Annotated in this window: 27 protein-coding genes and 9 tRNA genes; 22 read left to right on the top strand and 14 right to left on the bottom strand. The window is 29.2% G+C overall.

Going from position 1 to position 23,731, the window contains the following annotated elements; translation table 4 throughout:
* Positions 1-2: 2 nt before the first annotated feature.
* Both NXS15_RS02415 and NXS15_RS02410 read left to right on the top strand, forming a co-directional pair.
* Complete coding sequence (locus tag NXS15_RS02415; protein ID WP_259290272.1) at positions 3-617, top strand: chromate transporter; 615 nt, start codon at positions 3-5, stop codon at positions 615-617.
* A complete protein-coding gene (locus NXS15_RS02410) occupies positions 617-1,282 on the top strand; it encodes a chromate transporter (protein WP_259290271.1) in 666 nt (221 codons plus the stop codon). Before NXS15_RS02415 ends, NXS15_RS02410 begins: the two co-directional genes overlap by 1 nt.
* Before the next feature lie 71 nt (positions 1,283-1,353).
* On the opposite strand, the gene rpmG is transcribed toward NXS15_RS02410, so the two are convergent.
* The 3 genes from rpmG to ftsY form a co-directional block, all read right to left on the bottom strand.
* On the bottom strand, positions 1,354-1,506 hold the full coding sequence (rpmG, locus tag NXS15_RS02405) for a 50S ribosomal protein L33 (RefSeq protein ID WP_259290270.1): 153 nt from the start codon (positions 1,504-1,506) through the stop codon (positions 1,354-1,356).
* A 202-nt stretch (positions 1,507-1,708) separates the two neighbouring features.
* Entirely contained in the window at positions 1,709-1,939 is a 231-nt protein-coding gene (locus tag NXS15_RS02400) for a sigma factor-like helix-turn-helix DNA-binding protein (protein ID WP_259290269.1), read from the bottom strand.
* Positions 1,920-2,981 (bottom strand): signal recognition particle-docking protein FtsY, encoded by a 1,062-nt coding sequence (gene ftsY, locus NXS15_RS02395; RefSeq protein WP_259290268.1) that lies wholly within the window; start codon positions 2,979-2,981, stop codon positions 1,920-1,922. The genes NXS15_RS02400 and ftsY overlap by 20 nt, the downstream gene beginning before the upstream one ends.
* A gap of 251 nt (positions 2,982-3,232) precedes the next feature.
* On the opposite strand from ftsY, the gene NXS15_RS02390 reads away from it, so the two are divergent.
* Positions 3,233-3,820 carry a DUF402 domain-containing protein gene (locus NXS15_RS02390; RefSeq protein WP_259290267.1) on the top strand — a complete coding sequence of 196 codons (588 nt, stop codon included), beginning with the start codon at positions 3,233-3,235 and terminating at the stop codon, positions 3,818-3,820.
* A 54-nt stretch (positions 3,821-3,874) separates the two neighbouring features.
* Here NXS15_RS02390 and NXS15_RS02385 read toward each other — a convergent pair whose 3' ends face one another.
* Positions 3,875-4,204 carry a hypothetical protein gene (locus NXS15_RS02385; protein WP_259290266.1) on the bottom strand — a complete coding sequence of 110 codons (330 nt, stop codon included), beginning with the start codon at positions 4,202-4,204 and terminating at the stop codon, positions 3,875-3,877.
* Positions 4,205-4,268: 64 nt separating this feature from the next.
* The gene (locus NXS15_RS02380) at positions 4,269-5,918 is read right to left on the bottom strand and encodes a ribonuclease J (protein WP_259290265.1); all 1,650 of its coding nucleotides are present in this window, start codon (positions 5,916-5,918) and stop codon (positions 4,269-4,271) included.
* Between the two features lie 157 nt (positions 5,919-6,075).
* On the opposite strand from NXS15_RS02380, the gene NXS15_RS02375 reads away from it, so the two are divergent.
* Entirely contained in the window at positions 6,076-6,360 is a 285-nt protein-coding gene (locus NXS15_RS02375) for a hypothetical protein (protein WP_259290264.1), read from the top strand.
* Between the two features lie 12 nt (positions 6,361-6,372).
* Here NXS15_RS02375 and NXS15_RS02370 read toward each other — a convergent pair whose 3' ends face one another.
* From NXS15_RS02370 to tsaE, 8 genes are all read right to left on the bottom strand, one after another.
* Positions 6,373-7,440, bottom strand: coding sequence for a hypothetical protein (locus NXS15_RS02370; protein WP_259290263.1), 1,068 nt, complete (start codon positions 7,438-7,440; stop codon positions 6,373-6,375).
* Positions 7,441-7,499: 59 nt separating this feature from the next.
* Positions 7,500-8,405: a YwaF family protein gene (locus NXS15_RS02365; protein WP_259290262.1), complete on the bottom strand. Its 906-nt coding sequence runs from the start codon at positions 8,403-8,405 to the stop codon at positions 7,500-7,502.
* On the bottom strand, positions 8,395-9,759 hold the full coding sequence (gene ffh, locus NXS15_RS02360; RefSeq protein ID WP_259290261.1) for a signal recognition particle protein: 1,365 nt from the start codon (positions 9,757-9,759) through the stop codon (positions 8,395-8,397). The genes NXS15_RS02365 and ffh overlap by 11 nt, the downstream gene beginning before the upstream one ends.
* An 8-nt stretch (positions 9,760-9,767) precedes the next feature.
* Entirely contained in the window at positions 9,768-10,565 is a 798-nt protein-coding gene (locus tag NXS15_RS02355; RefSeq protein ID WP_259290260.1) for a GNAT family N-acetyltransferase, read from the bottom strand.
* 68 nt (positions 10,566-10,633) lie between these two features.
* Positions 10,634-10,876 (bottom strand): YdbC family protein, encoded by a 243-nt coding sequence (locus tag NXS15_RS02350; protein ID WP_259290259.1) that lies wholly within the window; start codon positions 10,874-10,876, stop codon positions 10,634-10,636.
* Between the two features lie 89 nt (positions 10,877-10,965).
* Entirely contained in the window at positions 10,966-11,907 is a 942-nt protein-coding gene (gene tsaD, locus NXS15_RS02345; RefSeq protein ID WP_259290258.1) for a tRNA (adenosine(37)-N6)-threonylcarbamoyltransferase complex transferase subunit TsaD, read from the bottom strand.
* Positions 11,907-12,461 carry a tRNA (adenosine(37)-N6)-threonylcarbamoyltransferase complex dimerization subunit type 1 TsaB gene (gene tsaB / locus NXS15_RS02340; protein ID WP_259290257.1) on the bottom strand — a complete coding sequence of 185 codons (555 nt, stop codon included), beginning with the start codon at positions 12,459-12,461 and terminating at the stop codon, positions 11,907-11,909. Before tsaB ends, tsaD begins: the two co-directional genes overlap by 1 nt.
* Positions 12,461-12,856: a tRNA (adenosine(37)-N6)-threonylcarbamoyltransferase complex ATPase subunit type 1 TsaE gene (gene tsaE / locus NXS15_RS02335; protein WP_259290256.1), complete on the bottom strand. Its 396-nt coding sequence runs from the start codon at positions 12,854-12,856 to the stop codon at positions 12,461-12,463. Before tsaE ends, tsaB begins: the two co-directional genes overlap by 1 nt.
* A 231-nt stretch (positions 12,857-13,087) precedes the next feature.
* Here tsaE and rplJ point away from each other — a divergent pair, with 231 nt between their 5' ends.
* Together rplJ and rplL are read left to right on the top strand one after the other, a co-directional pair.
* Positions 13,088-13,591 (top strand): 50S ribosomal protein L10, encoded by a 504-nt coding sequence (gene rplJ, locus NXS15_RS02330; protein WP_259290255.1) that lies wholly within the window; start codon positions 13,088-13,090, stop codon positions 13,589-13,591.
* A 36-nt stretch (positions 13,592-13,627) separates the two neighbouring features.
* Positions 13,628-13,999 (top strand): 50S ribosomal protein L7/L12, encoded by a 372-nt coding sequence (rplL, locus tag NXS15_RS02325; protein WP_259290254.1) that lies wholly within the window; start codon positions 13,628-13,630, stop codon positions 13,997-13,999.
* Between the two features lie 54 nt (positions 14,000-14,053).
* On the opposite strand, the gene NXS15_RS02320 is transcribed toward rplL, so the two are convergent.
* The gene (locus NXS15_RS02320; protein ID WP_259290253.1) at positions 14,054-16,120 is read right to left on the bottom strand and encodes a hypothetical protein; all 2,067 of its coding nucleotides are present in this window, start codon (positions 16,118-16,120) and stop codon (positions 14,054-14,056) included.
* 102 nt (positions 16,121-16,222) lie between these two features.
* Between NXS15_RS02320 and NXS15_RS02315 the strand changes: the two genes are divergently transcribed.
* The 16 genes from NXS15_RS02315 (at position 16,223) to ruvB (ending at position 23,690) form a co-directional block, all read left to right on the top strand.
* Positions 16,223-16,296, top strand: a tRNA-Gly gene (locus tag NXS15_RS02315).
* Positions 16,297-16,376: 80 nt separating this feature from the next.
* Complete coding sequence (gene mnmE / locus NXS15_RS02310; RefSeq protein ID WP_259290252.1) at positions 16,377-17,714, top strand: tRNA uridine-5-carboxymethylaminomethyl(34) synthesis GTPase MnmE; 1,338 nt, start codon at positions 16,377-16,379, stop codon at positions 17,712-17,714.
* 5 nt (positions 17,715-17,719) lie between these two features.
* Positions 17,720-18,487 carry a TatD family hydrolase gene (locus tag NXS15_RS02305; RefSeq protein ID WP_259290251.1) on the top strand — a complete coding sequence of 256 codons (768 nt, stop codon included), beginning with the start codon at positions 17,720-17,722 and terminating at the stop codon, positions 18,485-18,487.
* The gene (rsmA, locus tag NXS15_RS02300) at positions 18,474-19,250 is read left to right on the top strand and encodes a 16S rRNA (adenine(1518)-N(6)/adenine(1519)-N(6))-dimethyltransferase RsmA (protein WP_259290250.1); all 777 of its coding nucleotides are present in this window, start codon (positions 18,474-18,476) and stop codon (positions 19,248-19,250) included. The genes NXS15_RS02305 and rsmA overlap by 14 nt, the downstream gene beginning before the upstream one ends.
* Positions 19,250-19,636, top strand: coding sequence for a hypothetical protein (locus tag NXS15_RS02295; protein ID WP_259290249.1), 387 nt, complete (start codon positions 19,250-19,252; stop codon positions 19,634-19,636). Before rsmA ends, NXS15_RS02295 begins: the two co-directional genes overlap by 1 nt.
* A 32-nt stretch (positions 19,637-19,668) precedes the next feature.
* On the top strand, positions 19,669-20,658 hold the full coding sequence (locus NXS15_RS02290) for an NAD(P)H-dependent glycerol-3-phosphate dehydrogenase (protein WP_259290248.1): 990 nt from the start codon (positions 19,669-19,671) through the stop codon (positions 20,656-20,658).
* 76 nt (positions 20,659-20,734) lie between these two features.
* A tRNA-Cys gene (locus NXS15_RS02285) sits at positions 20,735-20,808 on the top strand.
* A 3-nt stretch (positions 20,809-20,811) separates the two neighbouring features.
* Positions 20,812-20,888 (top strand) — tRNA-Arg (locus NXS15_RS02280).
* 136 nt (positions 20,889-21,024) lie between these two features.
* Positions 21,025-21,098 (top strand) — tRNA-Gly (locus NXS15_RS02275).
* Positions 21,099-21,216: 118 nt separating this feature from the next.
* Positions 21,217-21,291 (top strand) — tRNA-Asn (locus NXS15_RS02270).
* Between the two features lie 4 nt (positions 21,292-21,295).
* Positions 21,296-21,371 (top strand) — tRNA-Glu (locus tag NXS15_RS02265).
* A 4-nt stretch (positions 21,372-21,375) separates the two neighbouring features.
* Positions 21,376-21,451: transfer RNA gene (locus NXS15_RS02260), tRNA-Val, on the top strand.
* Between the two features lie 192 nt (positions 21,452-21,643).
* Positions 21,644-21,719: transfer RNA gene (locus tag NXS15_RS02255), tRNA-Thr, on the top strand.
* A gap of 4 nt (positions 21,720-21,723) precedes the next feature.
* Positions 21,724-21,808: transfer RNA gene (locus NXS15_RS02250), tRNA-Leu, on the top strand.
* 342 nt (positions 21,809-22,150) lie between these two features.
* Entirely contained in the window at positions 22,151-22,759 is a 609-nt protein-coding gene (gene ruvA / locus NXS15_RS02245) for a Holliday junction branch migration protein RuvA (RefSeq protein WP_259290247.1), read from the top strand.
* Positions 22,734-23,690: a Holliday junction branch migration DNA helicase RuvB gene (gene ruvB, locus NXS15_RS02240; RefSeq protein WP_259290246.1), complete on the top strand. Its 957-nt coding sequence runs from the start codon at positions 22,734-22,736 to the stop codon at positions 23,688-23,690. The genes ruvA and ruvB overlap by 26 nt, the downstream gene beginning before the upstream one ends.
* Positions 23,691-23,731 lie beyond the last annotated feature (41 nt).

The raw sequence follows: 23,731 nt of genomic DNA, 5'->3' as shown, positions 1-23,731 counted from the left end.
AAATGATAAAAAATAAAAAGAAAAAACCGACATTTTGGAATGTGTTCGTATTAATTCTCATGGTTACTTTTATCGGCTTTGGTGGTGGTAATGCACTCATGCCGGTAATTAAAAGATATGTAGTTGACAAATATGAATGATTGGATAATGAGGAGTTTGATAAAAATGTTGTGATAACAAACATGTTACCAGGGCCTATGGCAATTCAGGCTTTGTCTTATGTTGCTATTAAAGCGCTTGGCTTTTGAAAAGGAACTATTGTGGTTGTTTTAGCCTCAATTCCTCATGTTGTTTTAGCCGTTTGTTTAATATTTTTAGTTAATAAATTAGATAAGCGTTATTTAATGATTATTCAAACCGGTGTTTTAGTTGCGATAGTTGGTAGTTTAATCGGTTTTGCATGAAATTACTTTCGCAAAGGAATAAAAGAATCACGTATAAGTTTATGATTGATTTTATTCATTTCAACATTTGCATTTTCACTATTTATCCCAACACCATGAAATGTGCCAGTGGCAATAATGGTATTGATAATTGCAATATTCACTACTGTATTTTTTATAAAAAAACGCAAAAATATTACTAACAAGAAAAAAGGAAAGGATGGTGCTAAATAATGTTTATTCCATTATTAGTTTCAATTCCTTTGATCGCTTTGATTTCACTATCGGTTTTTGGTGGCGGTCAAATATTTATGCCAATTTTTACATGATTGTGAAACTCACTTAGCAGTTGATTCAATGTCAATATAACGTCAGAACAAATGAGTAATATATTTGCTATTTCAAACTCAACACCAGGGATTTTAAGTCCTAAATTTGCAGCAATAACTGGTTACTTAGTAACAGACAATATTTGAGTTGGAATAGTTGCGATGTTTTTAACATTTCTAGCTTTTACAGTTCCTGCCATTTTAATGATGAAACTTGCACTTAAATATTCAGATAAATTTGATAAATCAACATACTTTAAACAATTACTGAAAGTTATGAACCCTGTTGTTACGGCAATCATTGTTGCCTTAGCAATTCAATTATTTATTGGTCTGATAGCACCACAAGTAGTTTTCAACAAATCAGTTAAAAATTACGCAGCTTTAAATTACAATAGTGGTGTTTATAAATTTTTATTTAAAGGATGAAGACAAATTGTTTCGTATATCTACATACCATTAGGTATTGTAGTCTCACTGTATTTATACACTAAAAAAGCCCCAATGTTCTCGTTAATTTTAGGGAATGTTGCTCTATGTTTCATCTTATATCAACCATGATTTAGATAATTTAACAGTCATAAAAGACTGTTTTTTTACGCAAAATTAATAAAAAAATTCAGTTAACACTGAATTAATTATTATTTTTTCTCTTTGTGTAATGAGTGTTTACCACATTTGCCACAAAATTTATTTAATTCCACTTTTTCAGGGTGATTTTTTTTGTTTTTTTTGCTGATGTAATTTTCCATTTTACATACAGTACATTGAAAAATAAATCCTTCTCTTGCCATTTTTTCTCCTATAAATTTATTGCACACTTATATGTGTTTAAAATAGACTTACGTCTAATTACTATATCATAGTATAAAATCTTTTTTAATTATATATATAAAAGAGATTTTAATAAGTATTTTTTTATTAAATATGCGTTTTTATGTTTAAAAATTCAAAATTTCTATAAAAACACCCATTATTTTCAATAATTAATTTAATTTAAGCAACACTTTCGCCAATTTTTGTTAATTTTTTAAGTGCTTTTTTGACACTATCATAAGCAGCTGTGCGTGTAGTTGCTGTAATATCTGCAATCTCTTGATAACTTAAATTTTCGTAAAAATACAATCTAAATGCTTGTTTTTGTGTTTGAGTTAACAGGTTTTGGTACTTTTCGTATAAACCAATATAATGTTCTCTTTCTTCAATGTTATTTATTTTCAATTTCACTTGCCTCCACTAATTCTTTAGTCATCGTGTAAATGAATTTATCTAGGTCGAATTCTTCTAAATCATCTAAACCTTCACCTAAACCTATAAATTTAACATTTAAATCAAACTCATCTTTAATTGAAAGAACAATACCACCCTTGCTAGTCCCATCCATTTTTGTCAAAATAATGCCAGTTGGGTTTGTCACTTCTTTGAAGTGACGTGCTTGACTCACGCCGTTTTGTCCTGTTGTAGCATCTAAAACTAGCAAACATTCATGAGGAGCGTTCTCTTGGAATTTTGCAATAATTGTGTATATCTTTTCAAGTTCACGCATTAAATTGATTTTATTTTGTAATCTACCGGCTGTGTCGATCAATAATAAATCATAATTTTCTTCTTTGGCTTTTTTTAATGCATCAAAAACAACAGATGCTGGATCAGCTCCTTCTTTGGCCGGTTTCACTATATCGGCACCAACTCTACCAGCTCATACCTCTAGTTGACTAACAGCCCCTGCTCTAAATGTATCAGCAGCAGCTATCAATACTTTTTTACCCATTTTTATGTATTTATGAGCAATTTTAGCCACTGATGTTGTTTTACCTGAGCCGTTAACCCCAACAAAGACAAAAATATTTAATCTATCATCTTCGTAATTTAGTGTTGTGTCAATAATACTTTTGTTTGTGTAAATAACAAACATTTGATCGGCAGTTAATTCACCAATTTCTTTTGAATCTGTTAAATTACGAACCCTAACCTCATTTTTTAGGTGAGTTATAATTGCATAAACAAGTTGAGCACTAATGTCTGACATAATCAATATTTCTTCTAATTCGTCAAAAAACTCTTCATTAATTTTTTTGTATTTATTTTGTAAATTAAATATTTTACGTCCTAGACTCGAAGCACTAGCTAAACCAGTTGAATATTTTTCTAGTTTTTTGGATTCAAGTAATTGCTGTTGTTCTTGTTGTTCAATTTGTTGTTCTTTTTCGGTGACTTTATCTTTTTTACGACCGAAAATTTTTTCTTTTAAAAATTTAAAAAATCCCATAGTATTTAAATTTTAATGTAAAAAAGCAAAATCTATGGATAATTATATTTTTTTATTGAAATAAATACTTTTTTCAATAAAAGTATTAACTTTTTTGCTTATTTTTGGATACGTTTTTATATTTTTTGTTAATATCAAGCATAATTTTGGCCACATATAAGCAAATTAATTTATAATTTGAATATTGAAGATAGCTTTTTGCTAACGTTCAATAATGAGCAGAATTGCTGCACTAATAATTGAGGAGTATTATGCCTATAATAAAAAAAAGGGAGATAGTTTTTCCACTTTTAGGGGCAATCGTTAATGTGCAGGCATACAAATATGATGGTACTTTATATCGACAATGAAATGGTGCTAAAGTGATTCGAAATACAGAAGATCATTTTGTCCTATTTCTTTATCGAACTAAAGTCGGTGAAAAATACAAAAATTCATGAGTTTACAATGTTCCTGTAATTTGGTTCTTACCCAAAAAAGAGAATTATAACGCTCTTGTTATGCTAGAAAAAAATAGCAACTATATTTATGTGAATCTCGCTTCAAAACCAATTTACGAAGACAACACAATCAAATTTATTGATTTTGACTTAGATATTAAGTGTTATCCTCGTAGAGAATTGCTTGTGGTTGATAGAGAAGAATTCAAACAAAACGCAATTGATTTTAACTATCCTGATAGCTTAAAAAAATTAATTTATGCTGGTTTAGAGCAAGCAATTGAAAAGAAAAATGAGAAAAAATATTTTTTTAACCCCAAGTTGATTCATTATTATGTTGATATCATTAAAAAAGACAATTGTTTACCCAAAAAATTTAGAAACTCTCTCAAAAATTAATTTCTGTTGAAATTTAAATTAAAAAATACTCAAATTAATTGAGTATTTTTTTGATTAAAATTTTGATTTTGAGAAGTCAAATAATTTTGAAACTTCAGTCACATCACGGTTAATATCGTGAGAAAGTTTTCTGTCTTTGTTTTTGTATCAAATGTTTGATAGTACTGAACTAATTATTGTAAACACAACTATTAGGGATAGTAATGTGTAACCAAAATAGTTTGAACCTGCACTCAACATTTTATATGCTTCTTTTTGTGCTTCACCACTTTCATTTACACCTGCGTATAAATTTTGATAGTAGTTAATAACCACGATGATACCTATAACAAGTCCAACAGTAATAAGTCATGAAATTACTGTTGATATCTTTAGTGTCTTCATAAATCTCCTATAACTTTTATAAGATTAAGTTAAATAAATGTCTATAGTAATTATATACTAATAATTAGTTTTGGTTAAGTGAAACAATAATCATTGGCTCTTTATTGAATGTTTTAAATATTTTTTTTCTTATGACGTGTCTTGAACGATTTTGGAAATCTTTTAAGCCATCGAATTCTTCAGTATCAATTAGGTTTGCTAGTGTTAAAATTATCAATTGTTCTGCGTCTTTTTTATCGTCTTTTGATATTGAACCAATCATATTTATTTGTAATTTACCAGTTAATTTTTTGGTTGTTGGATTGAATGTTGAAGTGATAATTATAGCCCCGTCACGACCTAAAATCTCACGTTCAGCAATAACTTCAGTACTGATATCGCCGATTCCGAATCCATCGATAATAACGTCACCTACGCCTTTTATTTTGCCTTTAGTGCTTGAAAGTTTACCGTTGATAAAATGAGCAACTTTTCCATTTTGTAATAATAAACAATTTTGTGGTTTTATTTTTGCCTCAGTACTAATTGACTTTGCAGCTTCAGATAAATAACGATATAAACCTTGAACAGGTATTACGTATTTTGGTTTTAATTTTTTAGCTAAATCTACTAAATCTTGACGAGCAGGACGATGTCTGTAAAATTCTTTTCCTGTAACATCAGAAATTTTAGGTGTAATACGTGCAATATCATCTAAAGCGACTGCGGCAATACTTTCCAATCCGGCAACAGGAGGAGCAATCATAATAACATTATCAGTGCGTTTAAGACTCAAGAAAACATCATTATTATCAGTTATTCTTAAGAATCTTGAGTATAAACGTTCAATAGCACCAGTAACTAATACAACTGCGTTATCAACTTTATTGACTGATTTATAATCAATTAATTCAGGTAAAGGCAATTCTGGATGCTCTTTTTTCATTAAGTTGAATAACTGTCAATATGTTTTTCCGTAAGTAACGATTGGTCTTTTTGTCTCATAAGCCATGTCAAGAATTTGGTGAATAGCTACCATTTCCTCATCGTATGCTCCAATAATTATTCTTTCATTAGGATTTGCAGCCATAAACACATCACGAAGCGAATCAGGTAAATTTATTTTCTCAACAGCTTTACCAGAGTAATTCGCTCTACCTGAATCAACAACTAAGGCAACTAACTGTCTTTTTTTGAAAGCGTTTTGTAATGTATCAAAATTCAATTTTCCGTAAATTCCAAGATCGCCTTCAACAAAGTTAAACATGAATAAATAGTCGCCACTTGGAGTAATAAAATCAAAACCGATGTGGCCAGGCATTGAACCTGCTAGCTCGATAGGTTGAACAAAAATGTCATTAAATTTTGTCATTTTCGAAATAGTGTGAATTTTGAAGTTCTTGTTCATTATTTTGTATTTTGAAAGTCGCTCAGTAATCATGATCTTATTGAATGAAGAAGTGTAGATATTCAAATCAGGAATATGCATTAAAAGTCAAGGTAAGGCGGAGAATGTTTCATTTTTAACATCGCTTATAAACACACCAGCAATTCTATCTTTGTTTTTTTCTAAATATGAAAAATTAGGGATTAAGGTGTCGACCCCATTTTTTGAATTGATTGGAACTTTTGTACCTGCGTTGATTACGTATATTTTATTGTTGTACTCAAAAATATAACAATTTTTACCATTTTCATCTAATCCACCTAAAGCAAATATATTGACATTGTTCATATCACCTCCATAATTTTTATTGAATTATTAATAGAAAATTAATTTTAAATTAAATAATTATTTTTATTTTAATATATTAATTATATTTTTAAAATATTTTGTTGATTTGTGCGTTTAATTTATTTTGATTATAAAATGCTTGTAATACAATAAATGTATGAATGATAAAAAAATAGATACACAGGAAGATACAAATTTAATGTCTACAACACTTGAGTTAAATGTCAAAAATAACATCAACAATGAAGAAATTTCTAAAATGGATGATTTTAGCCGCCACAACGTGTTGCAAAAAGCAAAAAAAATTACTGATCAATACTCACAACAAGTGGGTAAAGCGCGTTTAAAACGTATTTTTGCTGCTGTTGCCATCTCTATTTTCATTATTTTATTAATTAGCTTGCTAGCTTTATTTCCTATTTTAATATTCGATAAAAAATAAGGACTAAACGTCCTATTTATATTCATTATCAGCCAACCCAGGTATTACATAATGCTTTAGGTGGTTGAATTTTTTTTCTAGCTTATTCGCAATGGTTTTTAACTCATTTATTATTGTTTCTACACCCCTAAAATCAAAATCAAGTATTGATTCTAACTTATTGATTTTTTCAATAAATAACTGAGAGTTTTCATTGATTTTTATATTATTCGTGTTGATTAAATATTTAATTGTTTTGAAATCATCTCGAATGTTTCCTACATCAAAGATATCAGGACCTTCTATTGTTTTACTTAATAATTTGATAATTTTTTCGAGAGTATTAATTTCTGAATTGATTTTATTTTTCTCTTTATTGTATTTGATTATTTTTGTGTGAATGTTATTGCTTTTTTCGCTGTTTTGCAAAATGAAAAACATTTTTAAAACATCTTGTTTATTGTACTCATAAATTGAGTTTAAGGCTATGCTAATTAATTTTTCAGGTAGGGGAAATTTTAATCTAGTATTCACAATATTGCTTTGTGATGATGAGGCTAAAACAAGAGCACCAATAATTGAAGCCAAAGCACCTTTAGCAAAATCAGGTTTTATTTTTAATTTTTTATTTTCGTAAAAATACTGTGAATATCCAGGGAAATTAATATAGTCAAATTCACTGTCGCAAAAAACACCAGTTGGTATAAAGTGATGGAGCGAAAATTCGTAATTACCCTGTAAATTTGTTGCTCTCATGCCAAATAATTGAGTTAATATTTTGTTTTCCAAGCTGACACCCCACGCGATAAATTCAACAGTATCATCGTTAATTCTCAAATCTTTTATTTTTGTTAATTTTTGTACTGCTTCAATTATTAATTCTTTTAAATTAATATTTATTGCGAAATTAAGGCTTTTGTCATCTGTTATTATAGATAAGTCAATTTTATTGGTAATAGTTATAAAACGGTTATCCCTGTATAGTCCTAAAGTGAAAATATATGGAAGTTCTTGATATCTGGGTATGTTTCTTATAACTCTTACAAGATAGTTATAAGTAATTGCTTCGAAATCTATATAAATTTTGAATTTTTCATTCATTTTCCCTCTTTTCAATTTTTCTATTTTTAATATAAAAACATCCAGTAAGGATGTGTTAACTATCTTTTGAATGAGTTTTTAAATTCAATTCAAAGCATTGATTTTTGTTTAACAAATACTCATTTTTTATTGATTTTGTCCAAATAAAAGCTATCTTGTCAAAATCAAAATGATATTGAAATTGTAGCAACAATTGTACCTAAAATTGATCAGCTAAATAAATTGTAAGGCCATTTTGATAATGGTCCAAATATATCTTTTTGTGAGTTTATTTCGTCTTTTCCTAAATAGAAATAATTTGTTTTTCACGAATCATTTGCATAAACACTGGTCAATCAATTTATTGAAAAAATTATGATTGTTGTAGAAAAGAAGAAAATTACAGCATATAAAATATCTTTAGCCTTAAATCTTGGATTGGAAACTATATATAAAGCTGAGGTTAATAGTATTAAAAACGAGTGTATAAGGATGTAATCATAAAAATAATATGAGTCTAAACCAGTGCGAAACGGAACTATTCCGTTTTCAAAATTAAGATCAGGTTTAGACAATGCGATTAAAGCACCAATTATTGCCACGTGTCCGAAATATTTAACATAATCTACTTTGTTAAATACAAGGCATAAAGCACTCAACAATAACATGAATCTACATAGATGGAACGGCAGTGCTTCTCATTGTGTTGGGAAATGGGAAATTATGAGCAATACAGAACGCAGAAACATAAAAACAAGTGTTATTGATCCGATTAATCTGAATAATTGAACTTTTGATAAAATAATCAAATGTTTATTTTTATTGTTAAATCAACGTGATATTGGCTTTTTAAATAACCATAGAAATATCATTGATAAAACAGTTAAGGCAAAGAGTACGTTAAATATGATTAACGATATTCCTTCGAAGTAAAATGATTTATTATCGCCTTGTCAGCGAAAGAATTCTGGTATTTTAAAAACCACCAAATCCTCCACCAAATCCTAGTTTTGATAAATCTGATAGATTTCCACTTTTAATTTTTTTAGCCATTTCGCCCATATTTTTTGACATAGATTCGAAATCATTAATTAAACGGTTATATTCAAAGGCACTTCTACCGCTACCTGAAATAATTCTAGCTTTGCGTGAAGCTTGTTTCAGTAACTTTGGATTTTGACGTTCTTTCTTAGTCATTGAAGAAATAAGAATTTCATACGAGCGCATTTTGACTTCTGCTTCTTCAATTTTTTCTTCACTAATTTTGTTTGCCAAACCAGGTATCATTTTTAAAATTGATTTCATTTTACCTAGTTTTTTCATCTGTGCTAGGTTATTCATTAAATCATCAAGTGTGAAATTGCCTTTTAGTAATTTCGCCACCATATTATTGGCATCTTTTGGATCATAAACTTCTTCTGCTTTTTCAATTAAACTTAAGACATCACCCATTCCTAAAATACGATCTGCCATTCTATCTGGATAGAATAAGTCTAAATTTGAAATTTTTTCACCTGTACCAATAAATCTTATTGGTAAGTTCAACACTTTTGTTAAACTCAAGGCTGCACCACCACGGGCATCAGAGTCTAATTTGGTAATAATGCACCCGCTCAATTTTAATTTTTCGTCGAATGTGGTAGCAACATTAATAATGTCTTGACCACTCAAGGCATCAGCAACAAAGAAAATTTCGCTAGGTTTTGCAATAGCCTTTAAATCAACAAGCTCATTCATTAATTCCTCATCGATTGAAAGACGACCGGCGGTATCGATGATTATTAAGTCATTTTTATTTTTATCAGCGTGCTCAATAGCTTGTGAAACAATATCTTGTGCACTAATTTGAGTTTCTTTTTCAAAATAATCAACTTGAATACTTTTTGCTAAAGTTACTAATTGTTGCACGGCAGCAGGTCTATAAATATCAGCAGCAACTAACAAAGGTTTATTAATATAATTTTTCTTTCTTAAAAAATAAGCAATTTTAGCAGCTGCTGTTGTTTTACCAGAACCTTGCAAACCCGTCATCATGATAATGAAAGGTTTTTTGTCGATTTTAATTTCTTTGACGTCACCACCTAAAATTTCTTGCAATTCGGCATGAACAATTTTAATCATTTGTTGTGAAGCATTCAATGAACCGACTAATCTCGATTCCAATGCTTTTTCTTTAACGTTCTTGATAAATTCTTTAACAACTTTTAAGTTAACGTCGGCCTCTAGTAAAGCCATTTTAATGTCTCTAGTTACTTCTAAAATATCCTCTTCGTTAACTATTGTTTTTTTATTCATTTTCTGAATTGATTTTTGAATTCTATTTTCTAAAAAATTAAACATTGTACTCCTTAATTATTTATTACAACTGTGTATAAACTGCCAATTTCTTTAAAGCCTAATGAACGATATATTTTGCCAGCACTTGGATTATGATAAAAAAGCATAGGAATTTTACCTTGATCAATTATTCAATTTGATAGTTTTGCAACCACTTTTGATCCTAAACCTTGATTCCGATATTCGTTTAGTGTATAGACTCCACCGATAAAACTTTTATTGTCTGCATTGATAGAAATTAAAGCACAACTCACAACCATATTATTATCTTTGATAATAAAAGGGTTTGAAATACCTGCCTTAAACGACTCTATGTATAATTCCAATTCTTGTTGATGATTGTTAGTGAAATCGCCGAATTCTTTAATTTTCATTCGAGATTCCACAATTTGAGAGACATCAACAAACTCGGCCTTAATTACTCCAGATGTGTCTATGTTTGTTTTGTGTTCTAGTTTCGCTATCATTTGTTTGTGAATTGTATATTTGTTTTTGTTTGTTAAATTAAAAGCTATTTTTTCAAACATTGTGTCTGAAATATTGATGTTTTTCAAATTATTTTCAACAATAATTTCATTGATTTCTTCTCATTGTAATTTTGAATATGGGTCAAAAAATAACAATGTTTGATTGAAAATTAACAAAACAGCAATAATCTTATTTTGTTCAACTTTTATCAGTGTTTTGTGTACTTTCGACTCAATTCCATAGGCGTCAATATCGCCAATAAAAAAGAAATTTTTATCAGAATCAATATTTAAAAAATCTTTAATTTCTTTGATATCTTTTTTCTGTGCTTTTATTATCATAAATGTTCCTCAATTAAAACAAAAAGAACCTTGGTAAAGGTTAAATTTTTGATTATAGCAATATAAAATTAAAGATTTTTAACTTCTTCGTCTAGAATAGCTTTTAGAGTTTTTAATTCTTCTACTGATAGTGTAATACCCTTGCTTGAACGTGCGTAGTCTTCGCTTCAATCACGAATATCGTATTTTGGTTCTCCGTTATTTCAAGAAACAAGATTTAATTCTTTTGTATAGCCACTACTTGTTAAGCCACCTATTTTACCAATTTTACGAACAATATTGTTGGTTATTTGTGATTTCTTAAATGCCATAATTCTCTCCTTAAATTTAGTTTAGTTATTAATAATATTTTAATTATAAATTAATATTAAAATTAATAAAGAATTTAATATTGATACTGTTATGAATTATTCTTTTTAAATTTAATTTGTTCATACGCACACATTGCAATCATTGCTCCATTATCAGTAGCATATTTTAAATTTGGTACAATTGCTTTTTCGCTTAATTTTAGAAATTCGCTTCTTAATTTTGTGTTTGCACTCACACCACCGGCTAAAACTAATGAGTTTACTTCAAAATTATCTAAAGCAATTTTGGTTTTGGAAATTAGATATTCAATTGCTGTATGCTCGAAACTAGCCGCAAGTTTTTCCTTGTCAATTGTTTCGCCACGCATTGTATGTGTATTATAGTAGTTTAAAATTTGAGATTTTAGTCCACTAAAACTAAAATCATATTTATTTGCTGTATGCGGTTTTGTAAATTTAATATATTCTCCACGATAAGATTGATAAATTTTGTCAATTATAGGTCCTCCTGGAAAACCCAAACCTAATTTTGAACTAACTTTATCAAAAGCTTCTCCAACAGCGTCATCTAATGTTTCGCCAATCACTTGTATATCAAAAGGATTTTTAACATACATTAATTGTGTGTGTCCGCCCGAAACTAATAAACATAGTGCAGGATATTCTATGTTTTGTTCAATAGCGTTTGAGTAAAAATGTCCTTCTAAATGATTGATTGGAATTAATTTTTTGCTTAATGATAAAGCCAATGCACTTGCGAATAAATACCCAATTTGCAATGTGCCAATTAAGCCTGGTTTTTGTGTATAGGCGATGTAGTCGATAGACTGCAAATCATATTTTTTTTGAAAAAATGATTGAATTATGTTTATGTTTTTAACATGCATTCTCGAACTTATCTCTGGAATAGTACCGCCAAATTCTTTAAAAATATCTATTTGGCTAATCGTTTTCATTTCTAAAACTTTGCCATTTTCTAAAAGCGCTATAGAAGTATCATCATGACTTGTTTCAATACCTAGAATACGCATTATTTGCCTCCAATTTGTGGTTTTTTGATGTAGTAAGGTTCAATATCAATTAAATTATCATTTTCGGTAAATAATTCAATATATTTATTGAAATTATTGATAATATCAGTGTAATTAATAACATCAAAATTCAATTCATCGTTGTCTAAAATTTCAATATTTTTAGGGTCAAATGTTTTATTTATATTTTTATATAAATAGACTTTTGAACCAGAGGCATTAATTATAAATTCAGGTTTTGTAGGCAATTGTTTTTGCAATAATTGCATTGAGCTTGTTGTGTGTATGTTGGCACCAGTAATTAGAGCAATTGTTCTAACATAAACTAATGAAATTCTTACTCCTGTAAAATATCCTGGACCAAGGTTAAGGTAAAAATCGCTAATTTGATTAATATCAATATTGTTATTTTTCAATATTTTTTCAGTACTACTAGTCAATAGATCAACTTTTTTAGGAACATTTTCGATTAGTATAGAATCAATACAATAATTATTGTCGTCAAAGAGCCCAAGAACAAAACTATCGCCAGTTGTGTCAATAAACATTTTCATTATTTCACCTCACTTATGACAAAAATATGATTATTTTCCTTGTCTAGACTAATTCTTACATCCAAATAGTTTTTATATGAATGAGTTATATTGTCTGACCATTCAATTGCGATTAAATTGTCTTGGTAATAGTCTTCAAATTCGCTTAAATCATCGTTTAAATGATATGCATCAATATGGATTAAACCCGGATAATCTTTCATGTAATTAAATGTTGGCGATGTTATTTTGTCTTCAATTCCAATTAATTTTGCTAATTCTTTTACCAAAGCGGTTTTACCAGCTCCCAGATCACCGTTAAGCATAATTATTTTTGATTTTGTTAAATTGTTTAGAATAAATTCAGCAACATGATTAATTGAAAAACCATGTGGTACTGTGAATGTTTTTTTCATTTTTACCTCGTTTTGTATTAATTTTATAATTTTTATCAATTACCAAAATTTATTTTTGCTGGGTCATTTAATATTTTAATATTTTATTATTAATAAATAAAAAAATGTATATAATTGCTAAGCAATACATAAAGACAGTAACTGTTTTATCTTAATTTGTTACCGAATGTATATTCAAACTTGTCTCTAAATAATAGTATTGCATAATAATAAAAGAAAGGAGAAAACTCCATGAATGCAAAAGAATCAAAATTTAAATTGATGAAAAAAGAATTAGCAAAAGAAATTTCTCAAAAAATTACAGATGCTAAATCATTAATTGTTGCTGAATACCGTGGATTAACAGTTCAAGAATTAACACAATTGCGTGTTGAAGCTAAAAACGCTGGTGTTGAATTAAAAGTTTACAAAAACCGTATTGTTAAATACGCTCTTGAAACTGCTGGATATGTTGAATTAGCAGACCACTTAGTTGGTCCTAACATTTACGCTTTCAGTAATGAAGACGAATTATCAGCTGCTAAAGTTTTAAGTAAATTTGCTAAAACAAATAAATTATTAGTACTTAAAGCTGGTATTTTTGAAGGTAAAGTTATCGACGCTAAAGGAGTTGCTGAAGTTGCTACATTGCCAAATTACGAAGAAGCACTTGGCATACTTGCTCGTTCACTTATCTCACCTTTACAACAACTATCTCTTTCTTTAAAACTATATACTGAAAAAGAAAGCGAATAATAAACTAAATACAATTATTTTGAAAGGAAAATTATAATGGCTAAATTAGAAAAAGAAACATTCATTTCTGCTTTAAAAGAAATGACAATTAAAGAAGTTATGGAATTAGTAGAAGCAATGAAAGAAGAGTTCGGAATTGACCCTTCAGCTGTTGCTGTTGCTGCTGCACCTGCTGCAGGTGATGCTGCTGAAGAAAAATCATCAGTTAATGTTGTTATTACTTCAGACAACGGTAAAAAATTACCAATCGTTAAAGTAGTTAAAGAACTTTTAGGATTAGCATTAATGGATGCTAACAAATTAGTTTCAGCACTTCCAGCAGTAGTTAAAGAAAATGTTTCAATGAACGAAGCTGAAGAATTAAAAGCTAAACTTGTTGAAGCTGGTGCTACAGTAGAATTTAAATAATTAAATAACTTATTAATTAAAAAATATCAAGAAAAATCTTGATATTTTTTTTAATTATTTTTTCTTTTTATATTTAAAGAAAGTAAGCAAACCTGTAGTAAATGAAATTATTAGAAAGGAAATAACACCTATAACAATATAAATTTTAGAATTAGAAGCAATCTTATTTTTTGAATTAATATTGTTCACATTTTTTTGATTTTCATCGCTATTATTAGACTCATGATTGTTTATACCGTTTTGAATTGAAACATCAGTAGAGTTATCAGTATTATTTGAATTTGAATTGGTATCATCTTTCGGGTCTTCTTGGGTTAAATTATCGGTATTACCCGAACCTGAATTGATATCATCCATGTTATCTGCTTGTGTTGAATTATCATAATTATCCGAACCTGAATTGGTATCGTCCTTGATATCTGCTTGCGATGAATTATCAGTAGAATTTCCAGCTTCGCTAAAATCGGGATTATGATTATCTTGTGTGTTTTCTCCTGTTGAATCCTCAGTATTACCCTGTGATGAATTGTTGTTATCATCTGGTGCAATGGTACTGTCTGAATCACTAGACTCATCATTTTTTATGGTACTGCTATCATTGTCTATATTTTTTTTATCACTATCACCGTTGTTGTTTTGGCTATTTTGATTATCACTTTCTTGATTATTTTGTGTATCAGTATTCTGTGAATTTATTGAATTATCTGTGTTTGAATTTTTATTTTTATCTTCATTATCTAAAGATTCATTATCTAATAAATCATCAATTGTGTATTGATATCAATTCAAACTATCGTGATCATAATTTTGTTTATTAATATATTTGTTGCCAATTGTATTGAATATATTTTGTGTAATTTTTTTAAAATTCAGAATCGACACGATCGGAAAAGTTGTGTGTGTTTTAATTTGACCGGCTTTGTTAATGTCATAAACTAATATTAAATTTTCCCTGTCGATTTTGTCGCCTTCGGGCAATGAATACATAGAATAAAATTCTGTCATTTCTTCATTAGTTAATGAATATTTATTGCGAATTTTCGTTAAAACATCATTTTTGAAATGTTCAATTAATGGCTTTGTAATATTGAGCATTATTCTTTTTTCTGATTCTGTTTTTTTGATGTTGTTTTGATCGAAAGATTCGTTCCAATGTTCAATGTTTGAAATATCTATTGGCGAATTTGAAAAACTGTTATAGTCATTGATATACATATTTTTAATTTTGTTCAGTAAATCATTGCTCAAAAATGAGTCATTTGAATTATTGTTTAAATACACAAACGGTATATTCGTTTTTCAAACTTCATTGAAAGTATAATTTCGTGTGTTGTCATAGTCAATAAATTCGTTGTGATAAATTTGGGCAAATTCATTAATAGCCACTTGTAACGAGTCAATATTATCAAGATCAATTTTACTCAATATTGTTGCTTTTGCTTGTGTATCGATTTTTAATTGTTTATTTTCATGTAGTAGTTCAAATTTTGGCAAAATTACTTTAGATAAATAGATGTTTTTTATTTGGTTATTATTCAATTCATCTGTTGAATTTAAATATCAATCAATATCACCGCTGGAAAATTCATCGACATAAAATCCGCTAAAAACTCTATAAATTCTTTCAATATATGCATCAAATTTGTGACGATTTTCTCTTGCTATAACATATTTTGTACGTGCTAATGATTTGTTTAATTCTTCATAAGTGTAATTTTGTTTATTGCCTATCCACTCATCGCCTAAATAATTTAAAATGTATTGAATTTTTTGACCTAAATTACTAGTAGGCATTATCGTAATTTGTTGAATTAAGACATTGACATTTTTTCTTTGTTCTTCACTGATGCGAATATCATTTTGCTCAAAATAGATATCTTGAAATCTATCTTCAAGTTCATATTTAACTTGTAAAGTTAACGCCATGATATCATCGTTTTTATTTGAACTATATTTTATTGAGTTTAATTTATCTTCGATTTGGGAATTGATGCCTATTTTTTGATTAAAAATTCGAATTATTTCGTCCTTAATTTTATTAAATTCATTGACTGAATAATTTTGCGGTGCTGCACTAAGAACAATTTGCATGGCACCATTAACGAGATTGACAATTTTCATAAACCGAATTATAATATGATGTAAATAAATAAAATAACAAAAAATATTTTTTTTCTTTGAAAAATATCAAAATGTATTATCATTATAAAGCAATTAATAAATGGGGATGTAGTTCAATGGTAGAACTCCAGCCTTCCAAGCTGATTATGCGGGTTCGATTCCCGTCATCCCCTCCATTTGTTTAAATACGCCAAAAGCAGGAAACTGCTTTTTTATATTAATTTGTAGGAAAGAATATTAAGGTAAAATAAATAATATGATTAATGATACTATAGCAGCTATCTCATCTGGTGGCAAAATTAACCAAGCAATATCAATTATTAGAGTGAGCGGTCAAGACAGCGTCAATATTGTTAAAAAAATATTTAATGGCAAAGTCGGTTCAAATCACCGTATTACTTATGGATACATTGTCGATAACTTTAATGATAACAAAGTAATTGATGAAGTTTTGGTTATGTGATTTATTGGTAAAAATACTTTTACAGGCGAAGATACTGTTGAAATTAATTGCCATGGTGGCGTTGTAATTTCGAATCGTATTCTTGAGTTAATTTTACAAAATGGTGCTAGACTGGCTACGCCAGGTGAATTTAGCCGTCGTGCATTTTTAAACGGTAAAATGGACCTAGTTAAAGCGGAAGCTATTAATGATTTAATACACGCACAATCTTTAATTCAAACGGAAATTGCTGTAAAGAAATTTGACGGTAAGACTTCTAAAATGATTGATAATTTGCGTGATTGATTAATGAATTTGATTGGTCGTATTGAAGTCAATATTGATTATCCTGAGTATGATGATGTTGAGAAAATTTTAGATAAAGGTTTATTGAGCGAATTAATCCAAATTGACTCAAAAATGAGTAAATTAGTCAAACAAAGTGAAAATTCACGATTGCTTTTTGATGGTATCAAAGTCGCTATAATCGGTAAGCCCAATGTCGGTAAAAGTTCGATATTAAACCGCTTGTTAGATGAAGAAAAAGCCATTGTTACTGATGAAGCAGGTACGACCCGTGACTTAGTTGAAGCAACCTGACAATATGAAGGTTTTCTGTTTAAACTTATTGATACTGCCGGAATTAGAGAAACAACAACAAAAGCAGAAAAAATTGGTATCGAAAAAAGTTTTGACCAAATAAAAAAAGCTGATATTGTCATTCATGTTTTGGATACAACTCAACAAAATGATGAATTTGATAATCGTGTTATTGAAATTGCTACTCAATTCAATAAAAATATCATAACCTTATGAAATAAAAATGATGTTCTACCAGCCCCGGCCAACTCACTAAGTATTAGTGCACAAAATGGCAGTATAGAAGAGTTACAAAAAGCACTAGTAGAAAAATTTAAAAACATTGAGCTTGATAATGAAGAATTTGTAAGTAATGCCCGTCAGTTATCATTAATAAAAAAAGCTAATATTTCAATACAAAATGCAATAAATGCACTCAATAATGGTGTTTATTCTGATTTAGTAATTATTGATATAACAGAGGCTTGAAAAAATTTGGTTGATATAACAGGTAGAGCAGATAATGAACAATTATTAGATGATATGTTTAAAAACTTTTGTCTTGGAAAGTAGGAAATATGGCTATGAAATTCGTGGATGCTCACACGCATCCTTTAAAGGAATATTACCCCAATACAGACCAAATTATTGATAATGCGCACCAAAATGGCGTTTCAATTATGATGGTTACTGGTTGTTCGATTGCTGAAAATGAAGAAGTGAAAAATATTTGTCAAAAATACCCCTTTACTTATCCAGTTATTGGCGTACATCCCAATAATGCAAAGGGCAAAATTGATGGCGAGTTGGTTGAAAAACAAATTGATTCAAGCATTAAAGCAATAGGTGAAATCGGTCTAGATTTTCACTGAGAAAGTGTTTCGCCTCAAGTTCAAATCGAATCGCTTCACTCTCAAATTCAGATTGCCCAAAAGTATTCACTACCAGTAGTCATTCACATGCGTGATTCATACGAAATATTGTACGATGTTCTTTCACAATATAAAGATGTGAAATTTATGATTCACACTTATAGCGGAGATTTATTTTGAGCAAAAAAATTCGCTCAACTAAACACTTATTTTAGTTTTTCAGGCACTGCAACATACAAATCTTCAACTAATTTAATTGAAGTTATTGATTGATTGCCAGTTGAAAGAATATTGACTGAAACTGATGCGCCATATCTTTCTCCTGCTCACAAAAGAGGAGAACGAAATGTATCAGAAAACGTAGTTTATATAACTACATTTATCGCTGGTATCAAAAAAATGCCACCAGAAAAATTTGTAAAGCAAGTTTATCGAAACGCCAAGGAGTTATTTAATATAAATGCAAAAAAATAAGCAAATCAATGCAAAAAAGAAATATGGTCAAAATTTCTTAAATGACAATAAAATTATTGACAAAATCATTGAAATTATTGATCCACAAGATAAAAAAATTATCGAGATAGGTCCTGGTATGGGAGCTTTAACACAACATTTAGTTAAACAAGCAAATGAACTTGTCACATTCGAAATCGACGTTGACATGATTAGTTTTTTAACTACAAAAAATATTGTTAAAGATGACCAAATTGTAAAAGGCGACTTTTTGCAAGCTAATCTCGAAAAATTCAACAACTTCGAGGTTGTTGGAAATATACCTTATTACATCACGAGTGAAATAATTTTTAAGATTATTGAAAATAGACATTTATTTAATAGAGCGGTATTAATGGTGCAAGACGAAGTTGCAGAAAGAATCGTTGCAAAAATTAATACTCCTCAATATTCAAAATTGTCTGTAACATTGCAATATATTGCCGACGTAAAAAAAGAATTATTTGTTGATAAACAATTATTCACACCTGTGCCAAAGGTTGATTCTTCAATAATTTCAATCAAATTTAAACAAAATATTGACAGCGATTTTAATGATTTAATGAATTTTTTTAAATTATGTTTTTATTCACGTCGCAAAAAGTTATCTTGATCACTAAAAACTAAATATTCAATTGACAAAATTAATGCTGTATACAAAATTTTGGGATTAAAAGAATTGACACGTATTCAAGAGTTGAGTGTTGAAGAAATCGTGAAACTTTACAGAGAATTGGAGAAATAATGACGTTATTAGAATTTGACTTTGCCGATGAGGTTAAGAAAACAAAAGAAACTCCTGAAATTGTTGACGGAGAAATTAAAGCCAAAAAGAAAATGGTTGAGTTTTGATTTCTAGTTTCATTGCTTCTATTTATTGGTGTTGCAGCGATATATTTTTTTATTAACTCATTCGGTTATTCCAAAACCGTTAATATTTCAATCCTAGCAACGATAACCATAGCATTAGTTGCTGTTTACGTTTATTCATTTACACTCTTGTTCGCTTTGATCGCTTTTATCAAAACCATTAAATTAATTAAAAAAGACGACAAAACGGCAGCAATAAAGGCTTATAAAATCTACAAAATATTTAAATTCGACTGAACATATAATAAAAAAATTAATTAAATAGTTTAAAATTATCAAATAAGGGGGGGCGAATGAGAAAAATTACTTTTATTGGGACAGGCGCATGGGCTTCTGGTTTAGCCACTGTTTTGAGCAAAAATAACCACAAATTTATAATGTGAGGTATTGATAATTCGGAAATTGAAGACATTAACCGTGGTTTCAATACAAAATATTTTGGCAATCTTAAGTTCAATAATCCACAAAATATAATAGCAACCGATGATTTAAACTATGCTTTAAAAGATAGTGACTTGATTATTTTAGCTATTCCTACTCCGGCTATTGCAACGGTTGTTTTAAAAATTAAGCAAATATTGGGTGATCGCAAAGTGGATGTTATTAATGTTTCAAAGGGAATTGATTTTAATTCAAAAAAATTTATTTCCAATTTAATTAGGGATGAATTTGGCAATAATTTAAACAATGTTGCATCTTTAATAGGACCATCATTTGCTACTGAGGTTTTTCAGAATCATTTAACAATGATTAATGTCGTTGGTACTAACGTTGATTTTTTACATGAAATCGAAGAATTATTCAATAACGACACCTTTAAATTAAAAATTAATACCGATGAACAAGGAAGTGAAGTATTTTCAGCCCTAAAAAATGTCTTAGCAATAGGTATAGGTATTGCTTCTTATATGCATGCTCCTAAAAATCTAGCTCCAGCATTAATTTCGCAAGGTTTAATGGAAATTCATTCGGTTGCTAAAAAAATGTTCCCCCAAACTAAAGACACTACCGGTTATGAATTAGCTGCCGTTGGCGATATTGTCTTAACTTGTTTAAACACCACGAGCAGAAATTACAGTTTTGGCCTAAGTGTCGGTGAACACGGTGTTTCTGAATCATTAAAATTAAATAAGAAAACTGTCGAAGGTTATAATACAGCCGTTATATTAAATAATATGCAGGAATTGTTAGCCGACTTAGACATACCTTTTTTAAAAAGTATTATTGATGTTTTATTAAATAATAAAAATAAAGATAAATTATTAGATTTTTATTGAAAATAATTGTTTATCAAAATTCATAAAATATGTATAATTAATTAGCACTAATCAAATAATGTTGTATAATGTTTTCGCTTGCGGCACCATAGCCAAGCGGTAAGGCATTAGTCTGCAAAACTTTGATCGCCGGTTCGAATCCGGTTGGTGCCTCCATATGCGCCCGTAGCTCAACTGGACAGAGTACTTGGTTACGGCCCAAGGGGTTGTGGGTTCGACTCCTGCCGGGCGCGCCATTTGTTTAAAAGCACCAAAATCCATTAGGATTTTTTTTATTTTCTTTTTTTTAAAAACAAATATTAAATATAGAAGATAAAAAAATAAAAAAATATTTTGATTTTTTAAAAAATGTAATATTATTTTATTGCAAATGGAAACGTAATTTAATGGCAAAATTCTAGCTTGCCATGCTAGTAATGGGGGTTCGATTCCCCTCGTTTCCTCCATTTGTAAATCACCGAGTAGGTTATACCTATTTAAAAAAAGCGAAATATGAAAAAATAAAATAAAAAATATTTCTTTATTTTATAAATCATTATATAATAATGGAGCATATTTCGCAATGCCGATTTAGCTCAGCGGTAGAGCAGCTGGCTGTTAACCAGTTGGTCGCAGGTTCGATCCCCGCAATCGGCGCCATTATGGTCTGTTGGTGAAGCGGTTAACACACATGGTTTTCATCCATGCATTCACGGGTTCGATCCCCGTACAGACTGCCATTTTGGAGAATTAGCTCAGTTGGGAGAGCGGCGCCCTTACAAGGCGTAGGTCATGGGTTCGAGCCCCTTATTCTCCACCATTTGTTTAACTACATCGAACTAGCCTGGCTAGTTTTTATTTTTTCTTAACAATCCATTGTTAGACATTTTAAGTTAATCAAAAATAGCCAAATTTGTGATTAGAAAAAGCAACAAAAATTTATTAATAAAAAATTAAATTATTTTTTTAAAAAATTAAAATTTTATTATATAATTATCAAGCAATTATATATGCCGGCTTAGCTCAGTTGGTAGAGCAACTGACTTGTAATCAGTAGGTCGTAGGTTCGAGTCCTATAGCCGGCACCATTATGCGCGAGTGGTGAAATTGGCAGACACGCTAGATTTAGGCTCTAGTGCTTTACGGCGTGAGGGTTCGAGTCCCTCCTTGCGCACCATTTGTTTAAATACACCAAAACTGCTTAATTGGCAGTTTTTTATTTTACTTTTTTTAAATACCGGATCTTTTCCACAATAAAAATATTGTTAAAAAATCAATAATTAGGTAATAAATCAACAATACAGGTAGTTTTTGAGATAAAAATCAAACTTATTCACAAAATTCAACAAAGTAAAAAGTTATTAAAAAAAGCGATTTTAATCCATTAGCATTAAAGTGTAAGAAAAAAGAAGGGGAGAATATGGATAAAAAAATTATGTCTTTTTTGTTACAGCTAGACTTATTTATAGTTTCGCTAAAAAATATTTCAAAATACTACAAATTTAAATAAGGAGAAAAAATGATTCTATATAGAATAGGTGAAGTTATTTATAAAAATAATTCAAACCTAATTTTTGAATCTGGCGGTGTTGGATACAGCTTGATAATGCCAGATCATCAAAGAGTTAACGCTAAAACTAAATTAAAATTGTATCTTTTTGATGTTAAAAATGATTATTATCAAGCGACATACGCATTTAAGGATTTCAAAGAAAGATTATTATTTATTGATTTAATTTCTTTAAGCGGAGTAGGGCCTAAAGTTGCATTTAATATGCTAAATCAAGGTTGAGAAAAAATTGCAAGCATGCTTTCAATAGCTGATTTTGACGGTTTATTAAAAACACCGTATTTAAATCCTAAAGTTGCCAGACTAGCAATTGCAGAATTAAGTGAAAAATGAGCAAAAATGATTAATCCTAAAAAAGCATCTCAAGATTTGTACAAATCAAACATATTTGAACAAGCTCGTGATACATTAAAAACATTAGGATTTAAGACAAATGAAATTGATTCAGCACTTAATGAAATTCCGCAATCTAGCGATGTCGAAGAAATTATTCAACAGGCTATGTTTGTTATGACCGGAAAAGAATTAAAAAATGAAAAACCAAATCTTGCGACCTAAAAATTTTGCGAATTTCGTTGGTCAGGAAAAATTAATAACTACATTAAAAACGATGATTAGCGGTTCAAAATTTCGCAAAGAAATATTAGATCATATACTTTTTTACGGCCCGCCAGGGACCGGAAAAACTACATTGGCAGGTATTTTAGCTGAGGAAATGCAAGTTAAGATTCATTATCTTCAAGGTTCTTTGCTCGAAAAGAAAGCGGATATTTTAAGTGTTTTTGCCCAGGCGAACGAAGGGGACATAATATTTATTGATGAAATTCATAGTATCAATAAAAATGTTGAAGAGTTAATTTATTCAGCAATGGAAGATTTCAAAATAGATATTATAATTGGGCCTGAGGGTGATTCTAAAGTTATGAGAATGAATTTAAAACCTTTTACGCTAGTAGGAGCAACAACTAAAATAAATTTACTCTCTCAACCTTTAAAAGATCGCTTTGGTTTTCAAGGAAGGTTAAATCCTTATAGTGTCAATGATATATTGAAGATCATTCAAAATGTTTATCACTCCACAGGAGTTCATGCCGAAAAAAATGTTCTTGAATTGATATCAAAACACTCAAAGGCAACTCCACGTGTCGCAATACATTTATTGAAAAGAGTTATTGATTTTTCAATTAAAAACAATGAAAATCAGGTTAGTGTTAGAACCGTGAATGAGACTTTTAAATATCTTGAATTATATGAATTTGGTTTAGGTAGAGAACACCTAGAATACTTAAAATTATTGAACGATACTTTCGATGAGAAAAGTGCATCTTTGGACTCTCTTATTGGAATATTGAATTTTCAACGTGACAACATCATATATGATATTGAGCCGTTATTACTTTACTATCACTTAATAGAGAAAAGTCCACGTGGGAGAAAAATTACCAAAGAAGGTGTCGAATATTTAGTTAAAAATTATAGATATTATTAAGACGTTTTTCAAAGAATAAACGTCTTTTCTTTATTTATTCA

It is taken from the genome of Mycoplasma sp. CSL7475-4 (genome assembly GCF_024834065.1).
Taxonomy (GTDB): domain Bacteria; phylum Bacillota_I; class Bacilli_A; order Mycoplasmatales; family Metamycoplasmataceae; genus Mycoplasmopsis.
The sequence above is the reverse complement of the archived record's forward strand: the minus strand, read 5'-3'. Positions and strand labels throughout refer to the sequence as shown.